This window comes from Ruegeria atlantica, from assembly GCF_013032005.1.
GTDB classification, from domain to species: Bacteria; Pseudomonadota; Alphaproteobacteria; order Rhodobacterales; family Rhodobacteraceae; genus Ruegeria; species Ruegeria atlantica_A.
Window position 1 is genome coordinate 655,664 of the sequence record NZ_WQBE01000001.1, and the last position, 20,585, is coordinate 676,248.

Genomic DNA, 20,585 nt, shown 5'->3' on the forward strand with positions numbered 1-20,585 from the left:
GGACGCTGGACTCTGTGGGGTGGCGTTGCACATTGTGACAGGCACTGTCCAAGGGGTTTGCATGCTGCTGAATATCGACAAGGTCCAGAAATCCTATCCCGGCGGGCGGCCGGTGTTGCGGGATGTGTCGCTTACGCTGGATCAAGGTCAGACGCTGGCTCTGACCGGTGAAAGCGGCAGTGGCAAAAGCACGCTTTTGAACCTTGCTGCCGCTTTGGACAGCTTTGACGGCGGTGAGATTACGCTGGACGGTACCGCCCTTTCTTCGCTGGATGACTGTGGTCGGGCCGCATTGCGCCGTGAGAGCGTGTCGTTGGTGTTTCAGCAATTCAATCTGATTCCATCGCTGACGGTCGCTCAGAACCTCTCATTTCACGCCCGATTGGCGAACCGTGAAGACACCGACTGGACCGCGCAACTGGCTGAACGGCTCGGTTTGTCCGACTTGCTGACGCGCTATCCTGAAAACCTGTCAGGCGGTCAACAACAGCGCGTCGCCATCGGTCGCGCTATGGCCCCCCGGCCTAAATTGTTGCTGGCGGACGAGCCAACCGGCAATCTGGACGAAACCGCCAGCGCGACCGTGCTGGATTTGATGCTTTCGCTAGTTGCCGAGACAGGTGCCGCCTTACTGTTAGTTACGCACTCGCCAGACATCGCGGCGCGTCTGGATCGGCGGGCGCATCTGACCGGTGGCCATATCGCATGACTGGGGCAATCATACAGGCATTGCTGTCGCATTGGCGACGTCACTGGCTGCAACTGGCAACGCTGTTGATTGGCATCGCGTTGGCGACCGGGTTGTGGTCGGCGGTGCAGGCCATCAATGCCGAGGCGCGCGCCAGCTATCAACAGGCCAATGATCAGCTTGCGCTGGGTCTGTTTGATGAGCTGCGCGACCCGTCCGGCCCGATCCCGGTTGAGCGTTATGTCTCGCTGCGCCGTGCAGGTTGGCAAGTGGCAGCTGTTTTGGAAGGCCCCCTGCGGATTTCGGGACGCACGGTACAGGTGATGGGCGTTGACATGGTCGCCTACCCGGCCCTGCCCGCCGTGACCCAGATAGAGCAAAGCGAAACGCCCCCCGACCCAGCCGACATGCTGACCGCACCGGGCCGCTTGCTGGCTGCGCCTGATCTTGCACAGGTGCTGCGCGGGCAAAGCGGTCTGCCGCCGATTCTAACCTCTGACACGGTTCCGCCTGATCTGATCCTGACCGATATTGGTGCTGCCGAGACACTTCTGGACAAATCCGGGCAGATCTCGCGCATGATAGTGCTGCCCGATCAGCCGCTTGGCGTACCACCGCTATCCGAGATCGCGCCTGAACTTGAACGGATCGCAGCTTCGGCGCAGTTGGATGCGGCCAGTCTGACGGATAGTTTTCACCTGAACCTGACCGCATTTGGACTGCTGTCCTTTGCCGTCGGTCTTTTTATTGTTCATGGCACCGTCGGGCTGGCCTTTGCGCAACGGAGGGCGATGATCCGCACCCTACGGGCTCTGGGTGTCTCAATGCGGCGTTTGATCTGGGTGATCATGGCTGAATTGACCGCGTTGGCCCTGATCGGCGGCACCTTGGGCCTGATCCTTGGGTTCTTTCTCGCCGGTGCGCTGCTGCCCGACGTCGCGGCCACTTTGCGCGGGCTTTACGGCGCACCTGTCGACGGGCAAATGTCCTTGCAACCGCAATGGGCGCTGGCGGGGCTGGCGATGGCATTGGCAGGCACAATGTTTGCCAGTGGCCACGCCTTGTATCGATTGGCGCGCATGCCCTTGCTGACTGGTTCCGGAGTTCAAGCTTGGCGTGTTTCAGCCTTGGGACAACGCAGCGCGGGCCTGATCGGTCTGGCCCTGATCGGGAGTGGTTTTGGCATTGGGCTTGCCTTTAACGGGTTGGTTGCCGGGTTTGTGATGGTCGGCGGCATTCTCACCGGAGCGGCACTGACTCTGCCCTATCTTCTGTCCCTCGCCCTGTCGGTTTTTCATCGGCGCGCCCGAGGGCCGATCGCACAATGGGTCTGGGCCGATATGCAGGCGCAATTGCCGGGTCTGTCTTTGGCTTTGATGGCACTGCTGCTGGCTTTGGCCGCGAATATTGGTGTCGGAACCATGGTTTCCAGCTTTCGCCTCACCTTTGTTGGCTGGTTGGATCAACGCCTGACGTCCGAGGTATACGTGACCGCCACTGACAACCAACAAGGTCAACAGATTGCCCAATGGCTAGGCCAGCAGGTGGACGCCGTGTTGCCAATCCGCAGCGTTGAACTGACCCACGAGACCGGGCCGTTGTTCTTATACGGAATTGTGGACCACCAGACTTACCGCGATCACTGGCCTCTGATCGCCTCGTCAGATGATGTCTGGGATCGCGTTCTGACGGGTGAAGCCGTTTTAATCAACGAACAGCTCGCCCGCCGTGCGGGTTTGTGGCCTGGGGATACGCTGACCATGAATACAGGGCATGCACTGACCGTGGCAGGTGTTTATTCGGACTACGGCAATCCGACCGGTCAGGCGATCGTGTCCATGCCGCAGCTTGACCAAATTGCTCCGGGGGCTGACACCCGCCGGTTCGGTATCCGCCTTGCACCCGAGCGCGCCACCGAAGTAACGCAGGCGTTGCGAGACCAGTTTGACCTGCCTCGGCGGGCCGTCGTGCAACAGGCCGCCATGAAAGCGCAATCGCTGGCGATCTTTGACAAGACCTTTGTGGTGACTTCCGCACTGAACGTGCTGACACTGGGGGTGGCGGGATTTGCCATCCTGACCAGTTTGCTGACCTTGTGGACGCAGAGGCTGCCGCAGGTTGCCCCGGTTTGGGCGTTGGGGCTGACACGTGCGCAACTGGCACGGCTAGAGGTGTTGCGCAGTGTGCTGCTGGCGGCATTGACGGCCGTGCTTGCCTTGCCACTTGGGTTGGTTCTGGCCTGGGCGCTGTTGGCGGTGATCAACGTACAGGCTTTTGGCTGGCGACTGCCGATGTTTCTGTTTCCTGCTGATTGGGTCTATCTGTTTGTGCTGACCCTGCTTGCCGCCTTTGCCGCCGCAGCCCTGCCCGCGTTGCGCTTGATGCGTTTTCCACCCGCCGACCTGCTGAAGGTATTTGCCAATGAACGTTAAAGCTTGGCTGTTTGTCCTGATCCTATTGCTGCCCTCTGCCTTGCACGCGCAGGGTTATGCCGGGCTGGGCGGTTCAGCCGACGGGTTCGACATCCCCAAACCAGGTTACCAGTTCGAATTTCCGCGTGATCACGGCCCGCACCCGTCCTTTCGGATCGAGTGGTGGTATCTGACTGCCAACCTGAGCGGAGAAGACGGGCGCGATTACGGCATTCAATGGACCTTGTTCCGATCCGCCCTGAAACCGACCGAGGCCGAAGGTTGGCAAAGCCCTCAGCTGTGGTTGGGCCACGCTGCTGTGACGACTGAGGAAGCGCATTATTTTGCCGAACGCCTGTCGCGTGGCGGCATCGGTCAGGCTGGGGTGACTGCCGAACCATTCGAGGCCTGGATCGACGAATGGCATATGCGCGGGCCTGATCCCCGCGCTTTGTCCTTGTCCGCGAGCGGTGCCGAATTTTCCTATGACCTAACCCTGACAGCCCAAGGTCCACTGGTGTTTCACGGAGAGGACGGATACTCGGTCAAGTCCGCCGATAGGCAGGCCAGCTATTACTATTCTCAACCCTTCTATGACGTCGAAGGTGAACTGCGCCTACCCGATGGAGATGTCGCTGTCACCGGTCAGGGCTGGTTGGATCGTGAGTGGTCCAGCCAGCCTCTTGCTGCCGATCAAAGCGGATGGGATTGGTTCTCGCTCAGCTTTGATGATGGCAATAAGCTGATGGCATTTCGCCTGCGCGGCGGGCGCGGGGATTTCACAGCGGCCACTTGGATCACAGCAGATGGCGCCGCGACGCCCCTGCCCGATGGCTCCGTTTCGTTCACACCGCTGGATACGGCACGAGTCGCTGGTCGGGACGTGCCCATCCAATGGCGCGTGACATTGCCTGATCGCGATTTGCAGGTCGACGTATCGGCGATCACACCCGATGCCTGGATGGCGACGCGGTTCGAATACTGGGAAGGCCCCGTAAGGGTCTCAGGCAGCCACTCTGGGCGCGGCTACCTTGAAATGACCGGATACTAGCGCACCACGTAAACCGAGACCGTCGAATGCCGCACGACCCGCGCCGCGTTCGGACCCAGAAGATAGTCCTTGAGGTCCGGTTTGTGTGCGCCGATCACGATCAGATCGCTGTTCGCGCTTTCAGCGGTCTTCAAGATCTCCTGATAGGCCGTTCCGGTGGCGACGACGTGGCGGATTCTCTCGTTCCGCTCTGCACCCAAAGTTGCCGTACACATATCGGTTAGTTTGGTATGCGCCTCATCCAGCGCCTTTTCGTGGAAATCCGGTTGGAAAAAGCCGGACACCCAGCTTTCTCCGAAATCTGGCAGTACAGTCACCACGTCCAGCTGCGCGCTATCCTGATCGGCCAAAGCCGCCGCGGTCTTCAACACATGTACGTCCAGATCGCCATTGCTGATATCAACGGCACAAAGAACAGAGTTTGTCATGCGGGCACCTCTTGTCTGGCGGCGCGGCCGCGTTGAAGGAAAGCGATCAGCCCCAGCAAAATCATCGCCGGGATATAGATCAATTGCTTCGGCGGCTGACTGGATGGCAGGCTGACCGAGGTCAGACGCACCGCGTCTTCCGCGTAATAGTCGAAGTTATCCAACTCATCCGCGACCGGGGTGCCAAACAGCGGTTCGTCCAGTTTGACCAGACCGTCCTCTTCGATCAGCATCAGGCCCATGGCGTCCACACGCGCGGCGCCACCCTCTTCGCTGCCAACCGGCACTACGACCGTAGTGTCCGTCATCTCCAGAGTGTCAAAATCAGGGCCGCTAACGACAAGGCGGACTTCTGTTCCCGGCGGCGTTTGCCCGATCGTTTCAACGAAGGCCGACGGTTCAACCGACGCATAGGGCGGTGAAAGCCGATCCATGAAGAAGTCGGGCCGGAACAGCGCAAATGCAACGAAGATCAGCGCGACGCTTTCGTAAATACGGCTGTGCGTCACGAAATAACCCATCGTCCCCGCAGTAAAGACAAGGATGGCTATGGTTGCGAATATCGCGACCGTTATCCCTTCAACCCAGGTGACGTCGATCAACAGCAGGTCCGTGTTGAAGATGAACACAAACGGCAGTGCCACGGTGCGCAGGCTGTAGAAGAACGCGGTGAAACCGGTTTTGATCGCATCGCCGCCTGACACGGCTGCCGCTGCAAAGCTTGCCAATCCGACCGGCGGCGTCACGTCCGCCATGATCCCAAAGTAGAAGACAAACAGGTGGACGGCGATCAGCGGCACGATCAGGCCACTTTGCGCGCCTAGTTCGACAACCACGCCGGCCATCAGCGAGCTGACAACGATGTAGTTCGCCGTGGTCGGCAGGCCCATGCCCAGGATCAGGCTGAGGATGCCAACCATAACCAGCATAAGGATCAGGTTGCCGCCCGACAGGAACTCGACCAGATCGGCCATCACCTGCCCGACACCAGTCAGGGTAACCGTGCCAACGATGACACCTGCAGTCGCGGTCGCAAGGGCGATACCGATCATGTTACGCGCGCCGTCAATCAGGCCCTGCCACAGATCGGCGACACCATCGATGAAACTGTTGTAAAGGTTGCTCTGCCCCCGGAACATCGCCTTGAGCGGCTTTTGCGTCAGCAGGATCACGAACAGCAAGGCTGTGGCCCAAAATGCCGACAAACCTGGCGATTTCTGTTCGATCATCAGGAAATAGACCAGAACGATGATCGGCAGCAGGTAATGCAAGCCGGCCTTGTAGATATCGGCGATGACCGGCAGAGTTACCTCTTTGGCATTCGGATCATCGGGTTCCAGATCCGGCACCTGAGCGGCCAGATACAGCAGCACAACATAAACTGCACATACGATCAGGCTCAGGACCAGTCCTGCCGCTGAAGGCACCCAGCTGGTGACTGCATCGACCGGATATTGAGAGCCATAGCAAAGCCCTGCAAACACAAGGAAGAACATCAGCATTCCGACGACGGTACGCGCCAGATGCACGTCACGGTCGCCCAGTGTTGGCATGTTCCGCTTCACCGCTTCAAGATGCACGATATAGACGAGCGCGATGTAGGAAATCGCCGCTGGCAGGAACGCGTGGGTAATCACCTCGACATAGGAAATGCCCACATATTCCACCATCAGGAAGGCCGCAGCGCCCATCACAGGCGGCATGATCTGGCCGTTCACTGAGGAGGCAACCTCGACCGATCCGGCCTGTTCACTGCTGAACCCGACGCGCTTCATTAGCGGGATGGTGAAGGTACCGGTGGTCACAACGTTGGCGATGGACGAACCTGAAATCAGGCCGGTTGCTGCAGAGCCCACAACCGCCGCTTTGGCCGGACCACCGCGCAGGTGGCCGAGGGCACCGAACGCCATCTTGATGAAATAATTCCCTGCCCCGGCCTTATCCAGCAACGCGCCGAACAACACGAACAGGAACACGAATTTGGTGGAAACACCCAGGGCGATGCCAAACACGCCCTCGGAGGTGATCCACATATGGCTCATGGCCTTTTTCAAGCTTGCGCCCTTCCAGCGGATAACCTCGGGCACCCATTCAGATGAGCCAAAGAACACATATGCCAGAAAGATCGTCGCGATAATGGCCATTGCAGGCCCAAGCGCACGGCGCGCGGCCTCGAACAACAGCAGCAGGCCGGCCAATGCGACCCACTTGTCAGTGTCATCCGCAAGACCGCCTGCATCGACGATCTTTTCGTAGAAGAAGTACCCGTATAGCGCAAGAAACGCGCCAGCGACCCCCATTATCCAGTCCTGAACCGGGATATAGTCACGCGGGCTGGACTTCAGCGCTGGATAGGCCGCAAAGGCCAGAAACATGGCAAAGGCCAGATGAAACTGACGTGCATTATTCACGACGCTGCCCGGCAACACATAGTTGGCGATAGGTGATGCTAAAAGCACCTGAAAAATCGACCATATCGCCGCCACAACGGCCAGAAAAATCCCGACATTGCCGACCGGATTACGCCCACCCGCATCGGACGAGGCTACCAGTTCCTGCAGCTCTTCTTCGGATAGCGGACGATTGGATTGTGTGTCGGAACTCATGCAAATGTCTCCCCGTCGCGGCCTTTTTGGCCTTTTGAACCACCCGTTATTTTACGGGCTTGGGTTGCAGGGCGCCCGTGGGCACCCTGCCTTAAGTCTGGTTTACTGAATCCAGCCTTTTTCTTTGTAGTACTTCTCGGCACCCGGATGCAGCGGAGCCGACAGGCCGTCCGCGATCATCTCTTCGGGCTTGAGGTTTGCAAATGCCGGGTGCAGCTTTTTGAAGTCGTCGAAGTTTTCAAAGACCGAGCTGACAACTGCATATACCGCGTCTTCCGACACGTCTGCCGAGGTCACGAAAGTCGCGCCAACACCAAAGGTTGCGGTGTCACCGTCGGAACCGCGATACATGCCACCGGGGATGGTTGCGGTGCGGTAGAACGAGTTGTCGCCAACCAGCTTGTCCACGGCGTCGCCGCTGACATTCACCAGCACGGAATCACACGCGGTGGTGGCTTCTTGGATCGAACCCGAGGGGTGGCCAACGGTGTAAACCATCGCGTCGATCTGGTTGTCGCACAGAGCAGCAGACTGTTCAGCCGCCTTCAGCTCGGTCGCCAGTTCGAAATCGTCGGTGGTCCAACCCATTTCGCCCAGCAGGACCTCCATGGTGCCGCGCTGACCGGAACCGGGGTTACCGATGTTGACGCGCTTGCCCTTCATGTCTTCAAAGTTCGTGATGCCGGAATCGGCACGGGCAACAACGGTGAACGGCTCGGGGTGTACCGAGAAGACGGCGCGCAGACCTTCGAAGGGACCAGCCTCTTCGAATTTCGAGGTGCCGTTAAAGGCGTGGTACTGCCAGTCGGACTGCGCCACACCAAACTCCAGCTCACCTTCGCGGATGGTGTTGATGTTGTAAACCGAACCACCGGTCGATTCGACCGAGCAGCGCACGCCGTGCTCTTTGCGGCCTTTGTTGACCAGACGACAAATCGCGCCGCCTGTCGGATAATACACACCGGTCACACCACCGGTGCCGATTGTGATGAATTCCTCTGCATACGCGGCCGGAGCCATAAGGGCCGCGGTGACGACCGCGCCGAGGCTAAGCTTGCTGCTGTTTTTCATTTTCGTGAACTCCCAATTCTTTTGGTGGATGGGAGACTGTTGGCGGTCCCATCCGGGACCTGCCGGTACGCCAACTGCACCTGTCTTGCAACAGGCACAAGCGACTGAATTTCCAAAATCTCCCAACACCTTCGACGTTTCATTCAGATACTCAACTTGTCAACCCCCGTACTCGGCCAGACACGCCCACGCCGCATATCTGATGGCTTTTTCAGAACTTTCCCCCCAGAATGCCCATCTCACAGGTCTTTTGGGTGGTCAGGAACAATTCTTTTGAAACTCGGTTCGGTGATCTCTAGTGTCAAACCGACATTCACAGACACCTTTAAGCGCAGGGCTGGAAAGGAATTTGTTCTGCAACTGCCAGGAAAGGCCGTTTAAAATGAAGCCCGCGTCACCCAACCCGTTGCTTGTCATCGCTCTGACCATCAGCGCAGCGATTGCGGCCTGGGGTATAGTCGACCCGCAAGGGCTGGGGCAGCTTGCATCCGCAGCGGTGGCTACGCAGTTCAACAGCCGTGGCTGGTTCATCATGCTTGAGGTCAGCGGCCTGCTGTTTGTCACGCTGTATCTGGCCTTGTCCCGATTTGGCGACATTCGCCTTGGGCCCGACGGGGCCGAGCCCGAGTTTTCAACGCCTGCCTGGATCGCCATGCTGTTCGCAGCTGGCATGGGCGTTGGTCTGTTGTTTTACGGCGCAGCCGAACCTCTGACCCATTTCGAGGTTCTGCGCCAATACAACCCCGATCCCATGGCCGCCGGTCATGCCTTGTTCATCACCTATCTGAACTGGGGATTTCACGCTTGGGCCATCTACGCGATCGTCGGTCTGGTCATCGCTTATTTTGCCTATCGTCGAGGGCGCACGCTACTGCTGAGCGCCCCTGTAACCGATACATTGGGTGAGGCCCGCTGGACCAAATCTCTGGGATGGGTTTTCGATCTGCTCTCGATTGTTGCGATAGCCGTGGGCTTGGCCGGTTCGCTGGCGATGGGGGTATTCCAGATTCAAACCGGCCTGGCTGGTCTGATCGGGATTGATTCACCTGGCGTGCTAACCCTGCCCGTCTTTGCCTTGCTTTGCGTGGCTTATATCATTCCGCTGCGCCGCGACCTTGGCGAAGGGATGTCTCTGCTGTCCAATATCGCGATGCTAATTGCGGTTGGAATGATGGTCTATCTGCTGATCCTCGGCCCCACATCGTTCATGATGGACGGCATCGTGTCAGGCTTCGGACGCTACCTCTTCGGCGTTTTTCCGGCTGGATTCTCTACAGCTGAATTCTTCGACGACATCATCGTCGACTGGTTCCACGGCTGGACGCTGAACTATATGATCTGGTGGTTGGCCTGGTCGCCTTTTGTGGGCATTTTCATCGCCCGAATCTCTCGCGGGCGCACGATCCGAGAGTTTTTGGTCGGTGTCATCGTTGCCCCCACCCTGTTCTCGATCTTGTGGTTCGGCATTTTCGGTGGGCTGGGTTTTTACGACACTCTGCGTCAGGACGGCACCCTGTCCGCCGTTAACGCCGAGAATCTGGACGCGACGACCTTTGCCCTGCTTGCAAAATTCCCCTTGGGCGGTGTGACGCAAATCGCCACTGTTTTGGCCGCGTTCCTGTTCGTTGTAACCAGCGTCGTAAGCGCAGGTTTCACACTTGCAATGATCGGCACCGGAGGCGACGAGAACCCGTCGCCCCGCATCCGTACAATCTGGGGCATTATTTTGGGGGCACTGGGACTGGCGATGATTCTGGTGGGCGACATTTCCGTGGTCAGATCAATCATCGCACTTTCGGCCATGGCGTTCGTCTTTATCGTACCGATCCTCGTGATCTGCCTGTTCAAAAGCCTATCGCGAGAGGACCGGACATGAGCGGACAGTTTGTTGATACCATGCTGAATGTTGTCGTTTTCGCATATATCGGATTCCTGATCTGGTTGATCTTCACAGGCTTTCCTAAGGCATCTAAGCCCGCCGATTCTGAGACTCAGGCAAAACGTCACCAAAACGAAAAGATGTGATTTGGCAGTGTGTGCAAACGCAATGCCGAAAAAGAAAAAACAGAGAGCAGGTTTCCCTAACCCTCTGTTTTTACTTTGGTACCCAAGGCCGGACTCGAACCGGCACGGTATCACTACCGGGGGATTTTGAATCCCCTGCGTCTACCATTCCGCCACTTGGGCCACAACCATTGGATTAGCGCCCATAACCGGGAAGGTCCAGAGGCAAAAAGCAACCAAAATCCAGTTTGTATTCGCGGTGATGCTTGACGCCTTGCCGGGCGCGTGGTTTGGCTTGCGCTACGTTAGAACAGGATTTTAGCATCTTATGTTGCGATCGCTTTATGACTGGACCATTCGTCTGGCAGAACATCCGCATGCATTGTGGGCGTTGGCCTTCGTGGCTTTTATCGAAAGTTCGGTCTTTCCGATCCCACCTGATGTTTTGATGATTCCCATGATTCTGGCCCGCCCGTCGCGGGCTTGGCTGATTGCATCGGTCGCACTGGTCTTTTCGGTGTTGGGGGGCTTGCTGGGCTATGCCATTGGCGCGTTCTTTTATGAAAGTCTCGGCCAACCGATTCTCGAGTCGATGGGCAAAGCCCACGCCATGGAAGAGTTCAACACCCGCTTCAACGATTTCGGCTTTTGGGCCGTGCTTGCGGCTGGGGTTACCCCCTTCCCCTATAAGGTCATTACTATCATGTCCGGTTGGACTGGTATGCCGCTGGGCACCTTCATCGCCACCTCTATCCTAGCCCGTGCCTTGCGGTTCTTCATGGTTGCCGGTCTGCTTTGGGGCTTTGGAGAACCGATCCGGGCCTTCATCGAGAAGCGGCTGGGCCTTATGTTCACTCTGTTCGTCATCCTGCTGTTCGGCGGATTTTTCGTGGTGAAATACCTATGACTCGCAAAAACACTCTGATCCTGATCGCTACGGCAGGGTCTGCGGCACTTCTGCTTGGGGCGTGGGGGTTTCAGTACCTCGGCGGCTTGGCGCCTTGCAAAATGTGTATCTGGCAACGCTATCCGCATGGCGCCGCTGTTCTAATCGGAGCAATGGCTTTGGCCCTGCCACGGGCAACGCTGTTGCCATTGTTGGGCGCGCTTGCGGCCCTAACGACGGCTGCAATCGGCGTGTTTCACGCGGGGGTCGAGCAGAAATGGTGGGAAGGCCCGTCTAGCTGCACGTCCGGTGACATAGGCGGCCTGTCGACAGAAGATCTGATGGAACAGATCATGTCCGCCCCGCTGGTGCGTTGCGATGATATCCCCTGGCAGATGTTAGGCTTGTCGATGGCAGGTTGGAACGCTGTCCTGTCCGGCGTGTTGGTGCTGGTCTGGATCGCAGCCTGGCGCGCTCGTTAAAGTTCGTCCAGTTCCGCATCCCAATAGAGAAAGTCGATCCAGCTATCATGCAGGTGGTTCGGAGGGAACTTGCGCCCAATATTGCGCAACGCCTCTGATTCCGGTTGGCGCGGAGGCTTGCGCAACGTCATCCCTGCCTGTCGCAGTGACTTGGACCCTTTTTTTAGGTTGCACGGGCTGCAGGCCGCCACGACATTCTGCCAGCTTGTGACGCCCCCTGCCGCACGCGGTACCACATGGTCAAACGTCAGATCACCCCGGCTCCCACAATACTGACAGCGGAATTCGTCCCTCAAAAATAAATTAAAGCGCGTGAAGGCCACGCGCTTTCTGGGTTTTACATAATCTTTCAGGACAACGACCGAAGGTATTCGTATCTCGGTACTGGGGCTTCGGACGACTTCGTCGTATTCAGCCACTATGTCCACCCTGTCCAGCCAAGCAGCCTTGATCGCCTCTTGCCATGGCCACAGGGATAACGGGTAATAGGATAAGGGGCGATAATCGGCGTTCAAAACCAATGCCGGATGATGCCTGAGCGCACCGGGTTCCCTGACAAATTCGGTCCTGAAGTCTCCATCCATCTCAGAATCGCTCCTCGCTCTGCTCTGCCCGTTTTTGACATCAGAGCGGGGAACACCCGCCCCGGCCTTAACTTAACTATATATCGTGTTAAATCTCTGACAAGCCCTGAGTTTCCACAATATCTCGGGGATTGGTTAATCCGAATCTGTAACACCTGCGTAACAGTTATCCACAGGTTGCGCCTCACTGACCTGCGGGCTATGGCGTTTGTCATGTCCTGGTTCATTCGCTTCAACAAACCATTCGATGTGCTGCCGCAGTTCACCGACCGCGCCAACGCAGATTCGCCCCGCCGCACTCTGTCAGACTATATCGATCTGCCAGGCGTTTACCCGGCCGGGCGGCTGGATCGGGACAGCGAAGGCTTGATGCTGCTGACCGACAACGGGCGACTGCAAGCGCAAATATCGGACCCAAAACACAAGATGGCCAAAACCTATTGGGTTCAGGTCGAAGGTCTGCCGAATGACGCTGCCTTGAAAGCCCTGCGAGACGGGGTTGAACTGAAAGACGGCCTGACCCGCCCTGCCAAAGCCCGGTTGATGGATGAACCGCCAGGGCTGTGGCCCCGCAATCCGCCGATCAGAGTGCGCCAGACGGTGCCCGATTGCTGGATCGAACTGACCATCCGCGAGGGCCGCAATCGGCAGGTGCGGCGGATGACAGCTGCCGTCGGTCACCCGACCCTGCGCCTGATCCGCGCCCGGATCGGCGACTGGTCGCTAGAGGGGCTTGAGCCAGGCCAATGGGACAGCCTACCGACGCCAACATTAAACTCTGCCCCGCAACACAAACGCGACCGTCGTCCACGCCGGTGACAAAAACTGCATGTTGTGATAGGCTTACAGCATGAAAGTCACACCCGACATTCCAGTACCAACCGGCATTCTTGAGGCCGCTCTCTATGTCGACGACTTGGATGCTGCCGAACGGTTTTATGGAGAGATTCTGGCGTTGGAGAAAATCCAGCGCGTGACGGATCGACACGTATTCTTCCGGATCGGCAGTTCGGTCTTGTTGTTGTTCAACGCGGAAGAAACCGAGAAACCGCCGGGCAATCCCGACTTGCCCGTTCCCCCCCATGGCGCGCACGGGCCTGGCCACGTTTGTCTGATCCTGACACGCGCGGAGATCGACACGATGCGCAAACATCTGCTGGATTGGAACATCCCCTTAGATGCCGAGTTTGACTGGCCAAACGGCGCACGCTCTCTTTACGTGCGCGATCCGTCAGGCAATTCGGTTGAATTTGCCGAAGGGCATTTGTGGGGCTGACCCCTCAGAGTGCCGCGCCCGCCGATAGATCAAACCTTTTAGATATTCTATCAACCGGCGTGCCATCCTGCAGTGGCACGCCATAGGCGACCGAGTAGTCTTGAAACCCCATCTTGTCGTAGTAGCCAAGACCCATCCCATTATCGGCGCGGATGGTTGCATTAATCGCTGTAAACCCCATTGCCGCCGCGAATTTCGAAGTTTCCGCGAACAAGGCCCGGCCTGCCCCTTTCAGCGCAGGATGACGTCTGGTGAAGGTCGCGATATCGGCACAATCCTGTGGCAACGCGTCGTGCATTCCCAGCCACTGAAAGCCAGCCACCTCTCCTTGATCGTCCAAGGCGACGTGGGTGCAGATTTTGTCAGTGCCCTCCAGGTAGCTTTGAACGAACAACGCGTCAGAGAACGGAATTTCAAACGCGGTGCTGCCCCCGATTTCGATGATCTCATTGAGGATGCGGCAAGCTGTGGCCACATCCTCTGGCATCATGGGGCGGACCGCGATCATCCCTACAGGCTCAGTTTGTCGCGCATGAAGGCCAGCGCGACACTCAGGCCGTCCGGCGCAATTCCGTGGCCGGTACCCTTCATCACATGAGCGTAAACCTCTTTGAACCCGGCCTCTTGCAGCGCTTCAGCGGCGGCGGGCAAGGATTGCGGCGGCACCACATCATCGACGTCACCATGAACCAGCAGAATCGGCATCCGGCTGACCGTCTCGTCGGGCAGCAGATCGGGCTCTAGCAACCGTCCCGAAAAGGCAACGATGCCGGCAACCGGATCCTCGCGACGCGGTGCGACGTGCAGGCTCATCATCGTGCCCTGGGAAAACCCGAACAATACAACCTGTTCCGGCAAAACATCCTCGTCCACCATCAGCGCATCGAGGAAGGCGTTGAAATCCTCAACCGCCATTTCCATTCCTCGTCGGGCTTCTTCTTCGGACGACCCGTCAATCCATGGGATCGGAAACCACTGAAACCCATTTGGCATCCCGGGGATCTGCTCGGGCGCATCGGGGGCGACAAAAAGCGTGTCGGGCAAGTGTTCGCCCAAAGGATCGGCCAAGCCCAGCAGGTCGGCCCCATTGGCCCCATAGCCGTGCACGAACACAACGACCGAGCGTGTGTCGCCCGAAACCGGCTCTTTTCGGAGCGCATTCAAAACCCGTGTCATCTGATCCCTTCTCGTTCTTTAGCCACCCGGTAATAGGCCCACAACACACGCGCCGCAACCGATCGCCAGGGCGACCAAGCTTCGGCCATTTGGCGCAGTTCTTTGTCCGTGGGACGTTTGGGCAAGTCATAGAGGATGCGCGCTGCCTCTTGCAGCGCCAGATCGCCCGGAGCGATCACATCGGCGCGCCCTAAAGAGAACATCGCGTATATTTCAGCTGTCCAGACACCGATCCCCGGCACCTCGGTCAAAGTCGCGATGACATCCGCATTAGAAGCGTCGCGTAATGTTTTGTAATCAATACGCGCCTCAGCCAACGCGCGTGCGTAGCGTATCTTTTGACGGCTCAGCCCCACAGCCCGCAAATCGTCATCGGTTGCCCACATGATCTTGCGTGGTCCGGTGAGCTTGGCATCCTGCAGCCGTTTCCAGATCGCATTGGCCGAGGCCACGCTGACTTGCTGGCTGACAATAGCGCTGAGAAGTTGGGCAAACCCATCCGGACGGCGACGCAGGGGCAAAGGCCCAGTCTGATCCATCGCCCAGGCCATCCGCGGGCATTCCGCGGCCAGCCATTCGGCGCCCTCTGCGACACAGTCAGGTGATTCAATGATGCGTCCGACAGACATGGGCCCTCCGGGAAAATGATATCGCGCTCACGGTAGGTTGCTTTGTCGCAGATGCAACCCGCTTGTACGACAGGCTTTTCAAAGATACGCATTGGCGCATGACACTAACGACGACAACCCTCGACACTAGTCGAGCCAAGCGCAATGTCGCCGTTTTGGTGGCGGCACAAGCTGTACTGGGCGCACAGATGCCGATGCTCTTTATCGTGGGCGGGTTAGCTGGGGATTCACTGGCTACAAACGCGTGTCTGGCCACCCTGCCGATTTCGCTCATCGTGCTGGGGTCAATGCTGGCTGCCACGCCGATTTCGGCGATCATGCAGCGCTGGGGACGGCGCGCCGGGTTTCTGGTTGGTGCTACTGCGGGGGCTTGCGGCGGGGCGGTCGGCGCGTATGGGTTGTTTCTGGGCTCGTTCCCGGTCTTCCTGCTGGGAAGCCTGCTAACCGGCATTTACATGAGCGCGCATGGATTTTACCGCTTTGCAGCCGCTGATACGGCGTCTGACGCGTTTCGACCCAAAGCGATTTCATATGTCATGGCAGGCGGTCTAGCAGCGGCGATCATCGGCCCGCAGATCGTCAAACTGACCTCGACCGCATATGTGATTCCGTTTTTTGGCACCTATCTGGCTGTCATCGCGATGAATGCTTTTGGGTCGGTGCTGTTTTTCTTCCTCGATATCCCGACGCCCGAAAAGCCAAAGGAAGACGCGCCCAAAGGACGATCCCGGCTTGAAATGCTTAGAACCCCACGCATCGCCGTGGCGATCATTTGTGCGATGGTTTCCTACGCTTTGATGAATCTTGTCATGACCTCGACCCCGCTTGCGGTTGTGGGTTGCGGTTACAGCGCCAACGATGCCGCTGATGTCGTCACCAGCCATGTTCTGGCGATGTATGTGCCCAGCTTTTTCACGGGCCAGTTGATCACGCGGTTCGGGGTCGAAAAAATCGTAGCCCTCGGTCTCGCCATTCTGGCCGGCGCGGGTGTGGTTGCTTTGCAAGGCGTCGAGTTGGGCAATTTCTTTATCGCGCTGATCCTGCTGGGCATTGGCTGGAACTTTGGCTTTATCGGCGCCACGACGATGCTGGCTGCGTCGCACGACGTGAACGAACGTGGGCGGATGCAGGGGCTGAACGACCTGCTGGTGTTTGGGGGCGTGACACTTGCGTCGCTCGCTTCGGGCGGGTTGATGAACTGTTCGGGCGGGTCACCAGTCGAAGGCTGGACCGCCGTGAACCTGGCCATGATCCCACTGTTGACGCTGGCAGGTGGTGCGCTGCTGTGGTTGGTTCTGAAACCCTCTGAGCCGGAAACGGTCTGACGCCTACCAGCGCCCGCTGGCAACGGACCACATCAAGGACGCTCTGCGGCGAATTTCACCCTGTGCGAGGTCCCCGACTGCGACGCGCTCTGGGCGAGTCACGACTCGCCGCAAAACCCATTCTGCCTGCCATCCCGCAAAAAGCGCGGGGCGGGCATCTGCTGAGACACCTGCACTGTTTGACCGTGCGCGCTGAAGTTTGTCCAAAGCCTTTTGCGCCAGTGACCGAACACCATCAGGCGTGCCGTCAAGCAAAGGAATACGACCACGCGCCTCAAGATCAGGAATCGCCCGAAACCAGTTCGCCACCCCTACGCCATAGCCGAAATCGCGCAGCACAGCTTCGTCCGCTTCACCCAGAACCTGCGCGGCTGCGACCATCAAGGATCCGGCGCTATGGTTGATATAGGTGTCGAAATGCGCTTCGTCCTCAAACGGATCACGGTAAATATCCCAACGCCTCACGGCCACATACTCATCCAACGTAGCCGCCAGATCGGGCGACAGGACCTGCGACAGAGGCGTCACAACCTCATGCCGACGCACCGCCTTACCTTCGGCAATCTCTTGCAGCGCATCGCGCCACCATTGCAGGCGCATCTCAGCGATCATTGTCTCTTGCGTGACCCAAGGGGCCCGAGCAACCTCGACATTCAGCGCATAGAGCGGGAACAGTTTAGGCCGTAAGGCAACGGGTGCCGCCATGACCGCCATAAACCGATCAGGATCGGCGCGATGCACCAATGCTGCGCAGGCCTTAACGTCATCATCGAAATCAACGCTCACTCGGCCACCGCCGTCTGTGACCCGCAATCGCGCACCAGTTTCCACTGTATCGCGTCCAACAGCGCCTCGAACGAGGCATCGACTATGTTCGCGCTTACGCCCACGGTCGACCAACGCCGCCCCTGCCCGTCTTCGCTGTCGATTATCACGCGGGTCACCGCCTCGGTGCCGCCCTGCGTGATGCGTACCTTGAAGTCGACCAGACGCATGTCGGACAAAATCTGCGAATACTGCCCCAGATCCTTGGCCAGCGCTTTGGCCAGCGCGTTCACCGGCCCCCGGTCACTGCCGTCCTCGTCCAAAGACTCGCTGACCGACAGTTTCTTTTCCCCGTCGACTTTCACAACAACGACGGCTTCGGATAGGCTGACCATCTTGTTGTACTTGTTCTTGCGCCGCTCAACGGTCACCTTATAGCGCTTGACCTCAAAGAACTCGGGCAGCTGCCCCAACTCATCACGTGCCAGCAGCTCAAAACTAGCCTGCGCAGTGTCATAGGAATACCCCTCGGCCTCGCGCTGCTTGATCCGGTCCAGAATGCGCCCCAGCGCCGGGTTGTCCTTTTCGACGGACAGACCGGCCTCGGTCAAGCGTTTGCGCAGGTTCGACTGCCCCGCCTGGTTCGACATCGGAATGATCCGCGCATTCCCGACAGAGGCCGGATCGACATGTTCATAAGTCGATGGGTCCTTGAGGATCGCGCTGGCATGCAGCCCTGCCTTATGCGCAAAGGCTGAGGCGCCGACATAGGCCGATTGCTTGCTGGGCACCCGGTTCAGGATATCGTCCAGCATCCGACTGACCCGCGTCAAACCGGCCAGAGCATGCTCACTAACACCAATATCGAAACCCGACGCGTAGGGCTCCTTCAACAGCAAAGTCGGGATCAGAGCGGTCAGGTTCGCATTACCGCATCGCTCACCCAACCCGTTCAACGTGCCTTGTATCTGCCGCGCGCCCGCATCAACAGCGGCCAGAGAGCAAGCCACCGCGTTTTCGGTATCGTTGTGGGTGTGGATGCCCAGCCGATCCCCCGGCAACCCGGCGGCAATCACTTCGGTCACGATCCGCGTTACTTCGGCGGGCAGTGCGCCGCCATTAGTGTCGCACAGCACAACCCAGCGCGCCCCAGCATCCAACGCCGCCTGACACACCTGAACCGCATAGCCGGGGTTGTCCTTGTACCCATCAAAGAAGTGCTCGGCATCGAACAGCGCCTCACGCCCCTGTGCCACGATATGCGCGACGGAGGCGCGGACGTTCTCGACATTTTCTTCCAGCGAAATTCCCAGCGCGTGGGTCACGTGGTAATCATGCGACTTGCCCACCAGACACACCGCTTGCGTGTTTGCATTCATCACCGCGGCCAGAACATCGTCATTCTCGGCCGACCGGCCCGACCGCTTAGTCATGCCAAATGCGGTCAAACGGGCCGAAGTCTTGGGCGCAACATCGAAAAACGCGCTGTCAGTCGGGTTCGCGCCCGGCCAACCGCCTTCGATATAGTCGACACCCAGCGCGTCCAACGCCTGTGCGATCTGCACCTTCTCAGAGGTCGAAAACTGCACGCCCTGCGTCTGTTGCCCGTCTCGCAGGGTGGTGTCGTAGAGGTAGAGGCGGTCTTTGGTCATCACACCCCCTCCAACTTGGCAGCGTCGAACCCAGCACCGGGCACCAGTTCGACACCATCCTTGCTCATACGAACCTCAAGCCCAGCAGCCAGATAAGCGGCTTTGAGACGGTCCACTTCCGAGAAGTCCTTGCTTTGCATCGCAATGACCCGCGCATCTGCCAACCGGTCCGCATGTGCCGACAAATCCGTCGATGTGGTATCCGCCCACGCCCCCATCTCGGGGGTCAAGAGACCAAGCAATTGTGCGCTGGCCAACAAACCAACGGCATCTCCATCCGCAGCCAAACGGTGGAGTTCAGCCAAAGCACCCGCAGTGTTCAGGTCGTCACTAAGCGCTGCGATAACTGCAGGTGCCGCGCTGGCGGCGGGCTCGATGCCCGACGTCAGCGCCCGCCACTTGCGCAGCGTCGCCTCGGCTTCACGCGCCTTCTTCTCAGTCCAATCCATCGGCTTACGATAGTGGGTTTGCAGGAAGACAAAGCGGATCACCTCACCCGGGACGCCCTGCTCCAGCAGATCATGGACGGTGAAGAAATTGCCCAGAGATTTGGACATCTTCTTGCCTTCCACCTGCAGCATCTCATTGTGCAGCCAGACCTTTGCGAACTCACCATGCGGATGGGCGCACTTGCTCTGCGCGATCTCATTCTCATGATGCGGGAACATCAAGTCATTGCCACCGCCGTGGATGTCAAAACTCTCGCCCAACAGCTCATAGCTCATGGCCGAGCATTCTATGTGCCAGCCCGGACGCCCCCTGCCCCAAGGGGAATCCCACCCTGGCAATTCTTCGGTCGAGGGCTTCCACAGCACGAAATCCATCGGGTTTTTCTTGTAAGGCGCAACCTCAACCCGAGCGCCCGCGATCATGTCGTCGACGGACCGGCCCGACAATTCGCCGTAATGTTCTTTCCAACTGTCCACGGCGAACAGAACGTGCCCCTCTGCCGCGTAAGCATGGCCCTTGGCAATCAGGTCTTCGATCATCGCGATCATCTGCGCAATGTATTGCGTAGCGCGCGGCATCTCATTGGGCTCTAGCGCCCCAAGCGCGCCCATATCGTGCAGATACCAACCGATGGTCTCATTCGAGCGTTCCTGAACCAGCTGCTCCAACGTGCCTTCAGCCCCCGCCTGTTGCCGTGCCAGCGCGGTCGCGTTGATCTTGTCATCCACGTCCGTGAAATTGCGCACATAAGTCACGTGATCCGCACCAAAGGTGTGTCGCAACAATCGGTAGAGCACATCGAACACCACTACAGGCCGTGCGTTGCCCAGATGGGCGCGGTCGTAAACTGTGGGCCCACAGACATACATCCGCACATTGTCGGCACTGATCGGCACGAAATCCTCTTTCGTCCGCGTCCGGGTGTTGTGCAGTTTGATTGTCGTCATCGGTCGGCTCCTAAAGACAGCATGGCTGGTCGCGTTAACGCGGGCTTAGCAACTTGTCTCAGGGATGAAAACGAAAGAAACCGGCCCGCTTGAAGTATCAGCAGGTAATGCAGCAAATAATGATGCAGGTCATCGGGTTCATATTGTCCCAGTA

General features: G+C 58.4%; 20 protein-coding genes and 1 tRNA gene. 10 read left to right on the top strand and 11 right to left on the bottom strand.

All coding sequences use genetic code 11. From position 1 onward, the window contains the following. Positions 1-61: 61 nt before the first annotated feature. Genes GOX21_RS03230 through GOX21_RS03240 form a run of 3 tightly spaced genes read left to right on the top strand, consistent with a single transcriptional unit; the run spans position 62 to position 4,150 of the window. On the top strand, positions 62-709 hold the full coding sequence (locus tag GOX21_RS03230; RefSeq protein ID WP_170375441.1) for an ABC transporter ATP-binding protein: 648 nt from the start codon (positions 62-64) through the stop codon (positions 707-709). Continuing rightward, the gene (locus tag GOX21_RS03235) at positions 706-3,120 is read left to right on the top strand and encodes an ABC transporter permease (protein ID WP_170375443.1); all 2,415 of its coding nucleotides are present in this window, start codon (positions 706-708) and stop codon (positions 3,118-3,120) included. Before GOX21_RS03230 ends, GOX21_RS03235 begins: the two co-directional genes overlap by 4 nt. Continuing rightward, positions 3,110-4,150, top strand: coding sequence for a lipocalin-like domain-containing protein (locus GOX21_RS03240; RefSeq protein WP_170375445.1), 1,041 nt, complete (start codon positions 3,110-3,112; stop codon positions 4,148-4,150). The genes GOX21_RS03235 and GOX21_RS03240 overlap by 11 nt, the downstream gene beginning before the upstream one ends. On the opposite strand, the gene GOX21_RS03245 is transcribed toward GOX21_RS03240, so the two are convergent. The 3 genes from GOX21_RS03245 to GOX21_RS03255 form a co-directional block, all read right to left on the bottom strand. Further along, entirely contained in the window at positions 4,147-4,578 is a 432-nt protein-coding gene (locus GOX21_RS03245; protein WP_170375447.1) for a universal stress protein, read from the bottom strand. The genes GOX21_RS03240 and GOX21_RS03245 overlap by 4 nt on opposite strands. Continuing rightward, entirely contained in the window at positions 4,575-7,184 is a 2,610-nt protein-coding gene (locus tag GOX21_RS03250; protein ID WP_170375449.1) for a TRAP transporter permease, read from the bottom strand. Before GOX21_RS03250 ends, GOX21_RS03245 begins: the two co-directional genes overlap by 4 nt. 102 nt (positions 7,185-7,286) lie before the next feature. Further along, positions 7,287-8,255: a TAXI family TRAP transporter solute-binding subunit gene (locus GOX21_RS03255; protein WP_170348796.1), complete on the bottom strand. Its 969-nt coding sequence runs from the start codon at positions 8,253-8,255 to the stop codon at positions 7,287-7,289. A 382-nt stretch (positions 8,256-8,637) separates the two neighbouring features. Between GOX21_RS03255 and GOX21_RS03260 the strand changes: the two genes are divergently transcribed. Together GOX21_RS03260 and GOX21_RS03265 are read left to right on the top strand one after the other, a co-directional pair. Continuing rightward, the gene (locus tag GOX21_RS03260) at positions 8,638-10,131 is read left to right on the top strand and encodes a BCCT family transporter (RefSeq protein WP_170375451.1); all 1,494 of its coding nucleotides are present in this window, start codon (positions 8,638-8,640) and stop codon (positions 10,129-10,131) included. After that, positions 10,128-10,280 (top strand): hypothetical protein, encoded by a 153-nt coding sequence (locus GOX21_RS03265; protein WP_170358594.1) that lies wholly within the window; start codon positions 10,128-10,130, stop codon positions 10,278-10,280. The genes GOX21_RS03260 and GOX21_RS03265 overlap by 4 nt, the downstream gene beginning before the upstream one ends. A 76-nt stretch (positions 10,281-10,356) precedes the next feature. Here the strand turns inward: GOX21_RS03265 and GOX21_RS03270 are convergent. Beyond that, positions 10,357-10,442 (bottom strand) — tRNA-Leu (locus GOX21_RS03270). A gap of 145 nt (positions 10,443-10,587) precedes the next feature. Here GOX21_RS03270 and GOX21_RS03275 point away from each other — a divergent pair. Beyond that, positions 10,588-11,166, top strand: coding sequence for a YqaA family protein (locus GOX21_RS03275; protein WP_170348799.1), 579 nt, complete (start codon positions 10,588-10,590; stop codon positions 11,164-11,166). Continuing rightward, positions 11,163-11,627, top strand: a complete 465-nt coding sequence (locus GOX21_RS03280) for a disulfide bond formation protein B (RefSeq protein WP_170348800.1) — start codon at positions 11,163-11,165, stop codon at positions 11,625-11,627. The genes GOX21_RS03275 and GOX21_RS03280 overlap by 4 nt, the downstream gene beginning before the upstream one ends. Here the strand turns inward: GOX21_RS03280 and GOX21_RS03285 are convergent. Further along, positions 11,624-12,211 carry an HNH endonuclease gene (locus GOX21_RS03285; RefSeq protein WP_170348801.1) on the bottom strand — a complete coding sequence of 196 codons (588 nt, stop codon included), beginning with the start codon at positions 12,209-12,211 and terminating at the stop codon, positions 11,624-11,626. The genes GOX21_RS03280 and GOX21_RS03285 overlap by 4 nt on opposite strands. A 213-nt stretch (positions 12,212-12,424) precedes the next feature. Between GOX21_RS03285 and GOX21_RS03290 the strand changes: the two genes are divergently transcribed. Both GOX21_RS03290 and GOX21_RS03295 read left to right on the top strand, forming a co-directional pair. Next, positions 12,425-13,030: a pseudouridine synthase gene (locus GOX21_RS03290; RefSeq protein WP_170375453.1), complete on the top strand. Its 606-nt coding sequence runs from the start codon at positions 12,425-12,427 to the stop codon at positions 13,028-13,030. 31 nt (positions 13,031-13,061) lie between these two features. After that, a complete protein-coding gene (locus tag GOX21_RS03295; protein ID WP_170348803.1) occupies positions 13,062-13,487 on the top strand; it encodes a VOC family protein in 426 nt (141 codons plus the stop codon). A gap of 4 nt (positions 13,488-13,491) precedes the next feature. Here GOX21_RS03295 and GOX21_RS03300 read toward each other — a convergent pair whose 3' ends face one another. From GOX21_RS03300 to GOX21_RS03310, 3 genes are read right to left on the bottom strand one after another with little or no spacing between them, the layout of a single operon-like run. Continuing rightward, positions 13,492-13,995: a GNAT family N-acetyltransferase gene (locus tag GOX21_RS03300; protein ID WP_170375455.1), complete on the bottom strand. Its 504-nt coding sequence runs from the start codon at positions 13,993-13,995 to the stop codon at positions 13,492-13,494. A 2-nt stretch (positions 13,996-13,997) separates the two neighbouring features. After that, positions 13,998-14,663, bottom strand: a complete 666-nt coding sequence (locus GOX21_RS03305) for an alpha/beta hydrolase (RefSeq protein WP_170348805.1) — start codon at positions 14,661-14,663, stop codon at positions 13,998-14,000. Then, complete coding sequence (locus GOX21_RS03310; RefSeq protein ID WP_170348806.1) at positions 14,660-15,292, bottom strand: DNA-3-methyladenine glycosylase family protein; 633 nt, start codon at positions 15,290-15,292, stop codon at positions 14,660-14,662. The genes GOX21_RS03305 and GOX21_RS03310 overlap by 4 nt, the downstream gene beginning before the upstream one ends. Positions 15,293-15,390: 98 nt before the next feature. Between GOX21_RS03310 and GOX21_RS03315 the strand changes: the two genes are divergently transcribed. Further along, positions 15,391-16,617, top strand: coding sequence for an MFS transporter (locus GOX21_RS03315; protein WP_170375457.1), 1,227 nt, complete (start codon positions 15,391-15,393; stop codon positions 16,615-16,617). A 3-nt stretch (positions 16,618-16,620) separates the two neighbouring features. Here GOX21_RS03315 and GOX21_RS03320 read toward each other — a convergent pair whose 3' ends face one another. The 3 genes from GOX21_RS03320 to cysS are packed head-to-tail and all read right to left on the bottom strand — an operon-like array spanning position 16,621 to position 20,431. Beyond that, complete coding sequence (locus tag GOX21_RS03320; RefSeq protein WP_170375459.1) at positions 16,621-17,403, bottom strand: squalene/phytoene synthase family protein; 783 nt, start codon at positions 17,401-17,403, stop codon at positions 16,621-16,623. Then, complete coding sequence (cimA, locus tag GOX21_RS03325) at positions 17,400-19,034, bottom strand: citramalate synthase (RefSeq protein ID WP_170375461.1); 1,635 nt, start codon at positions 19,032-19,034, stop codon at positions 17,400-17,402. The genes GOX21_RS03320 and cimA overlap by 4 nt, the downstream gene beginning before the upstream one ends. Next, the gene (cysS, locus tag GOX21_RS03330; RefSeq protein ID WP_170375463.1) at positions 19,034-20,431 is read right to left on the bottom strand and encodes a cysteine--tRNA ligase; all 1,398 of its coding nucleotides are present in this window, start codon (positions 20,429-20,431) and stop codon (positions 19,034-19,036) included. Before cysS ends, cimA begins: the two co-directional genes overlap by 1 nt. Positions 20,432-20,585 lie beyond the last annotated feature (154 nt).

Bases quoted from the DNA above. Each gene is read 5' to 3' on its own strand.
- GOX21_RS03235 (WP_170375443.1), top strand. From the start codon at position 706: ATGACTGGGGCAATCATACAGGCATTGCTGTCGCATTGGCGACGTCAC.
- GOX21_RS03245 (WP_170375447.1), bottom strand. From the start codon at position 4,578: ATGACAAACTCTGTTCTTTGTGCCGTTGATATCAGCAATGGCGATCTG.
- GOX21_RS03275 (WP_170348799.1), top strand. From the start codon at position 10,588: ATGTTGCGATCGCTTTATGACTGGACCATTCGTCTGGCAGAACATCCG.
- GOX21_RS03295 (WP_170348803.1), top strand. From the start codon at position 13,062: ATGAAAGTCACACCCGACATTCCAGTACCAACCGGCATTCTTGAGGCC.
- GOX21_RS03315 (WP_170375457.1), top strand. From the start codon at position 15,391: ATGACACTAACGACGACAACCCTCGACACTAGTCGAGCCAAGCGCAAT.
- cysS (WP_170375463.1), bottom strand. From the start codon at position 20,431: ATGACGACAATCAAACTGCACAACACCCGGACGCGGACGAAAGAGGAT.
- GOX21_RS03280 (WP_170348800.1), top strand. From the start codon at position 11,163: ATGACTCGCAAAAACACTCTGATCCTGATCGCTACGGCAGGGTCTGCG.
- GOX21_RS03265 (WP_170358594.1), top strand. From the start codon at position 10,128: ATGAGCGGACAGTTTGTTGATACCATGCTGAATGTTGTCGTTTTCGCA.
- GOX21_RS03260 (WP_170375451.1), top strand. From the start codon at position 8,638: ATGAAGCCCGCGTCACCCAACCCGTTGCTTGTCATCGCTCTGACCATC.
- GOX21_RS03240 (WP_170375445.1), top strand. From the start codon at position 3,110: ATGAACGTTAAAGCTTGGCTGTTTGTCCTGATCCTATTGCTGCCCTCT.
- GOX21_RS03290 (WP_170375453.1), top strand. From the start codon at position 12,425: ATGTCCTGGTTCATTCGCTTCAACAAACCATTCGATGTGCTGCCGCAG.
- GOX21_RS03310 (WP_170348806.1), bottom strand. From the start codon at position 15,292: ATGTCTGTCGGACGCATCATTGAATCACCTGACTGTGTCGCAGAGGGC.
- GOX21_RS03250 (WP_170375449.1), bottom strand. From the start codon at position 7,184: ATGAGTTCCGACACACAATCCAATCGTCCGCTATCCGAAGAAGAGCTG.
- GOX21_RS03230 (WP_170375441.1), top strand. From the start codon at position 62: ATGCTGCTGAATATCGACAAGGTCCAGAAATCCTATCCCGGCGGGCGG.
- GOX21_RS03285 (WP_170348801.1), bottom strand. From the start codon at position 12,211: ATGGATGGAGACTTCAGGACCGAATTTGTCAGGGAACCCGGTGCGCTC.
- GOX21_RS03300 (WP_170375455.1), bottom strand. From the start codon at position 13,995: ATGATCGCGGTCCGCCCCATGATGCCAGAGGATGTGGCCACAGCTTGC.
- cimA (WP_170375461.1), bottom strand. From the start codon at position 19,034: ATGACCAAAGACCGCCTCTACCTCTACGACACCACCCTGCGAGACGGG.
- GOX21_RS03305 (WP_170348805.1), bottom strand. From the start codon at position 14,663: ATGACACGGGTTTTGAATGCGCTCCGAAAAGAGCCGGTTTCGGGCGAC.
- GOX21_RS03255 (WP_170348796.1), bottom strand. From the start codon at position 8,255: ATGAAAAACAGCAGCAAGCTTAGCCTCGGCGCGGTCGTCACCGCGGCC.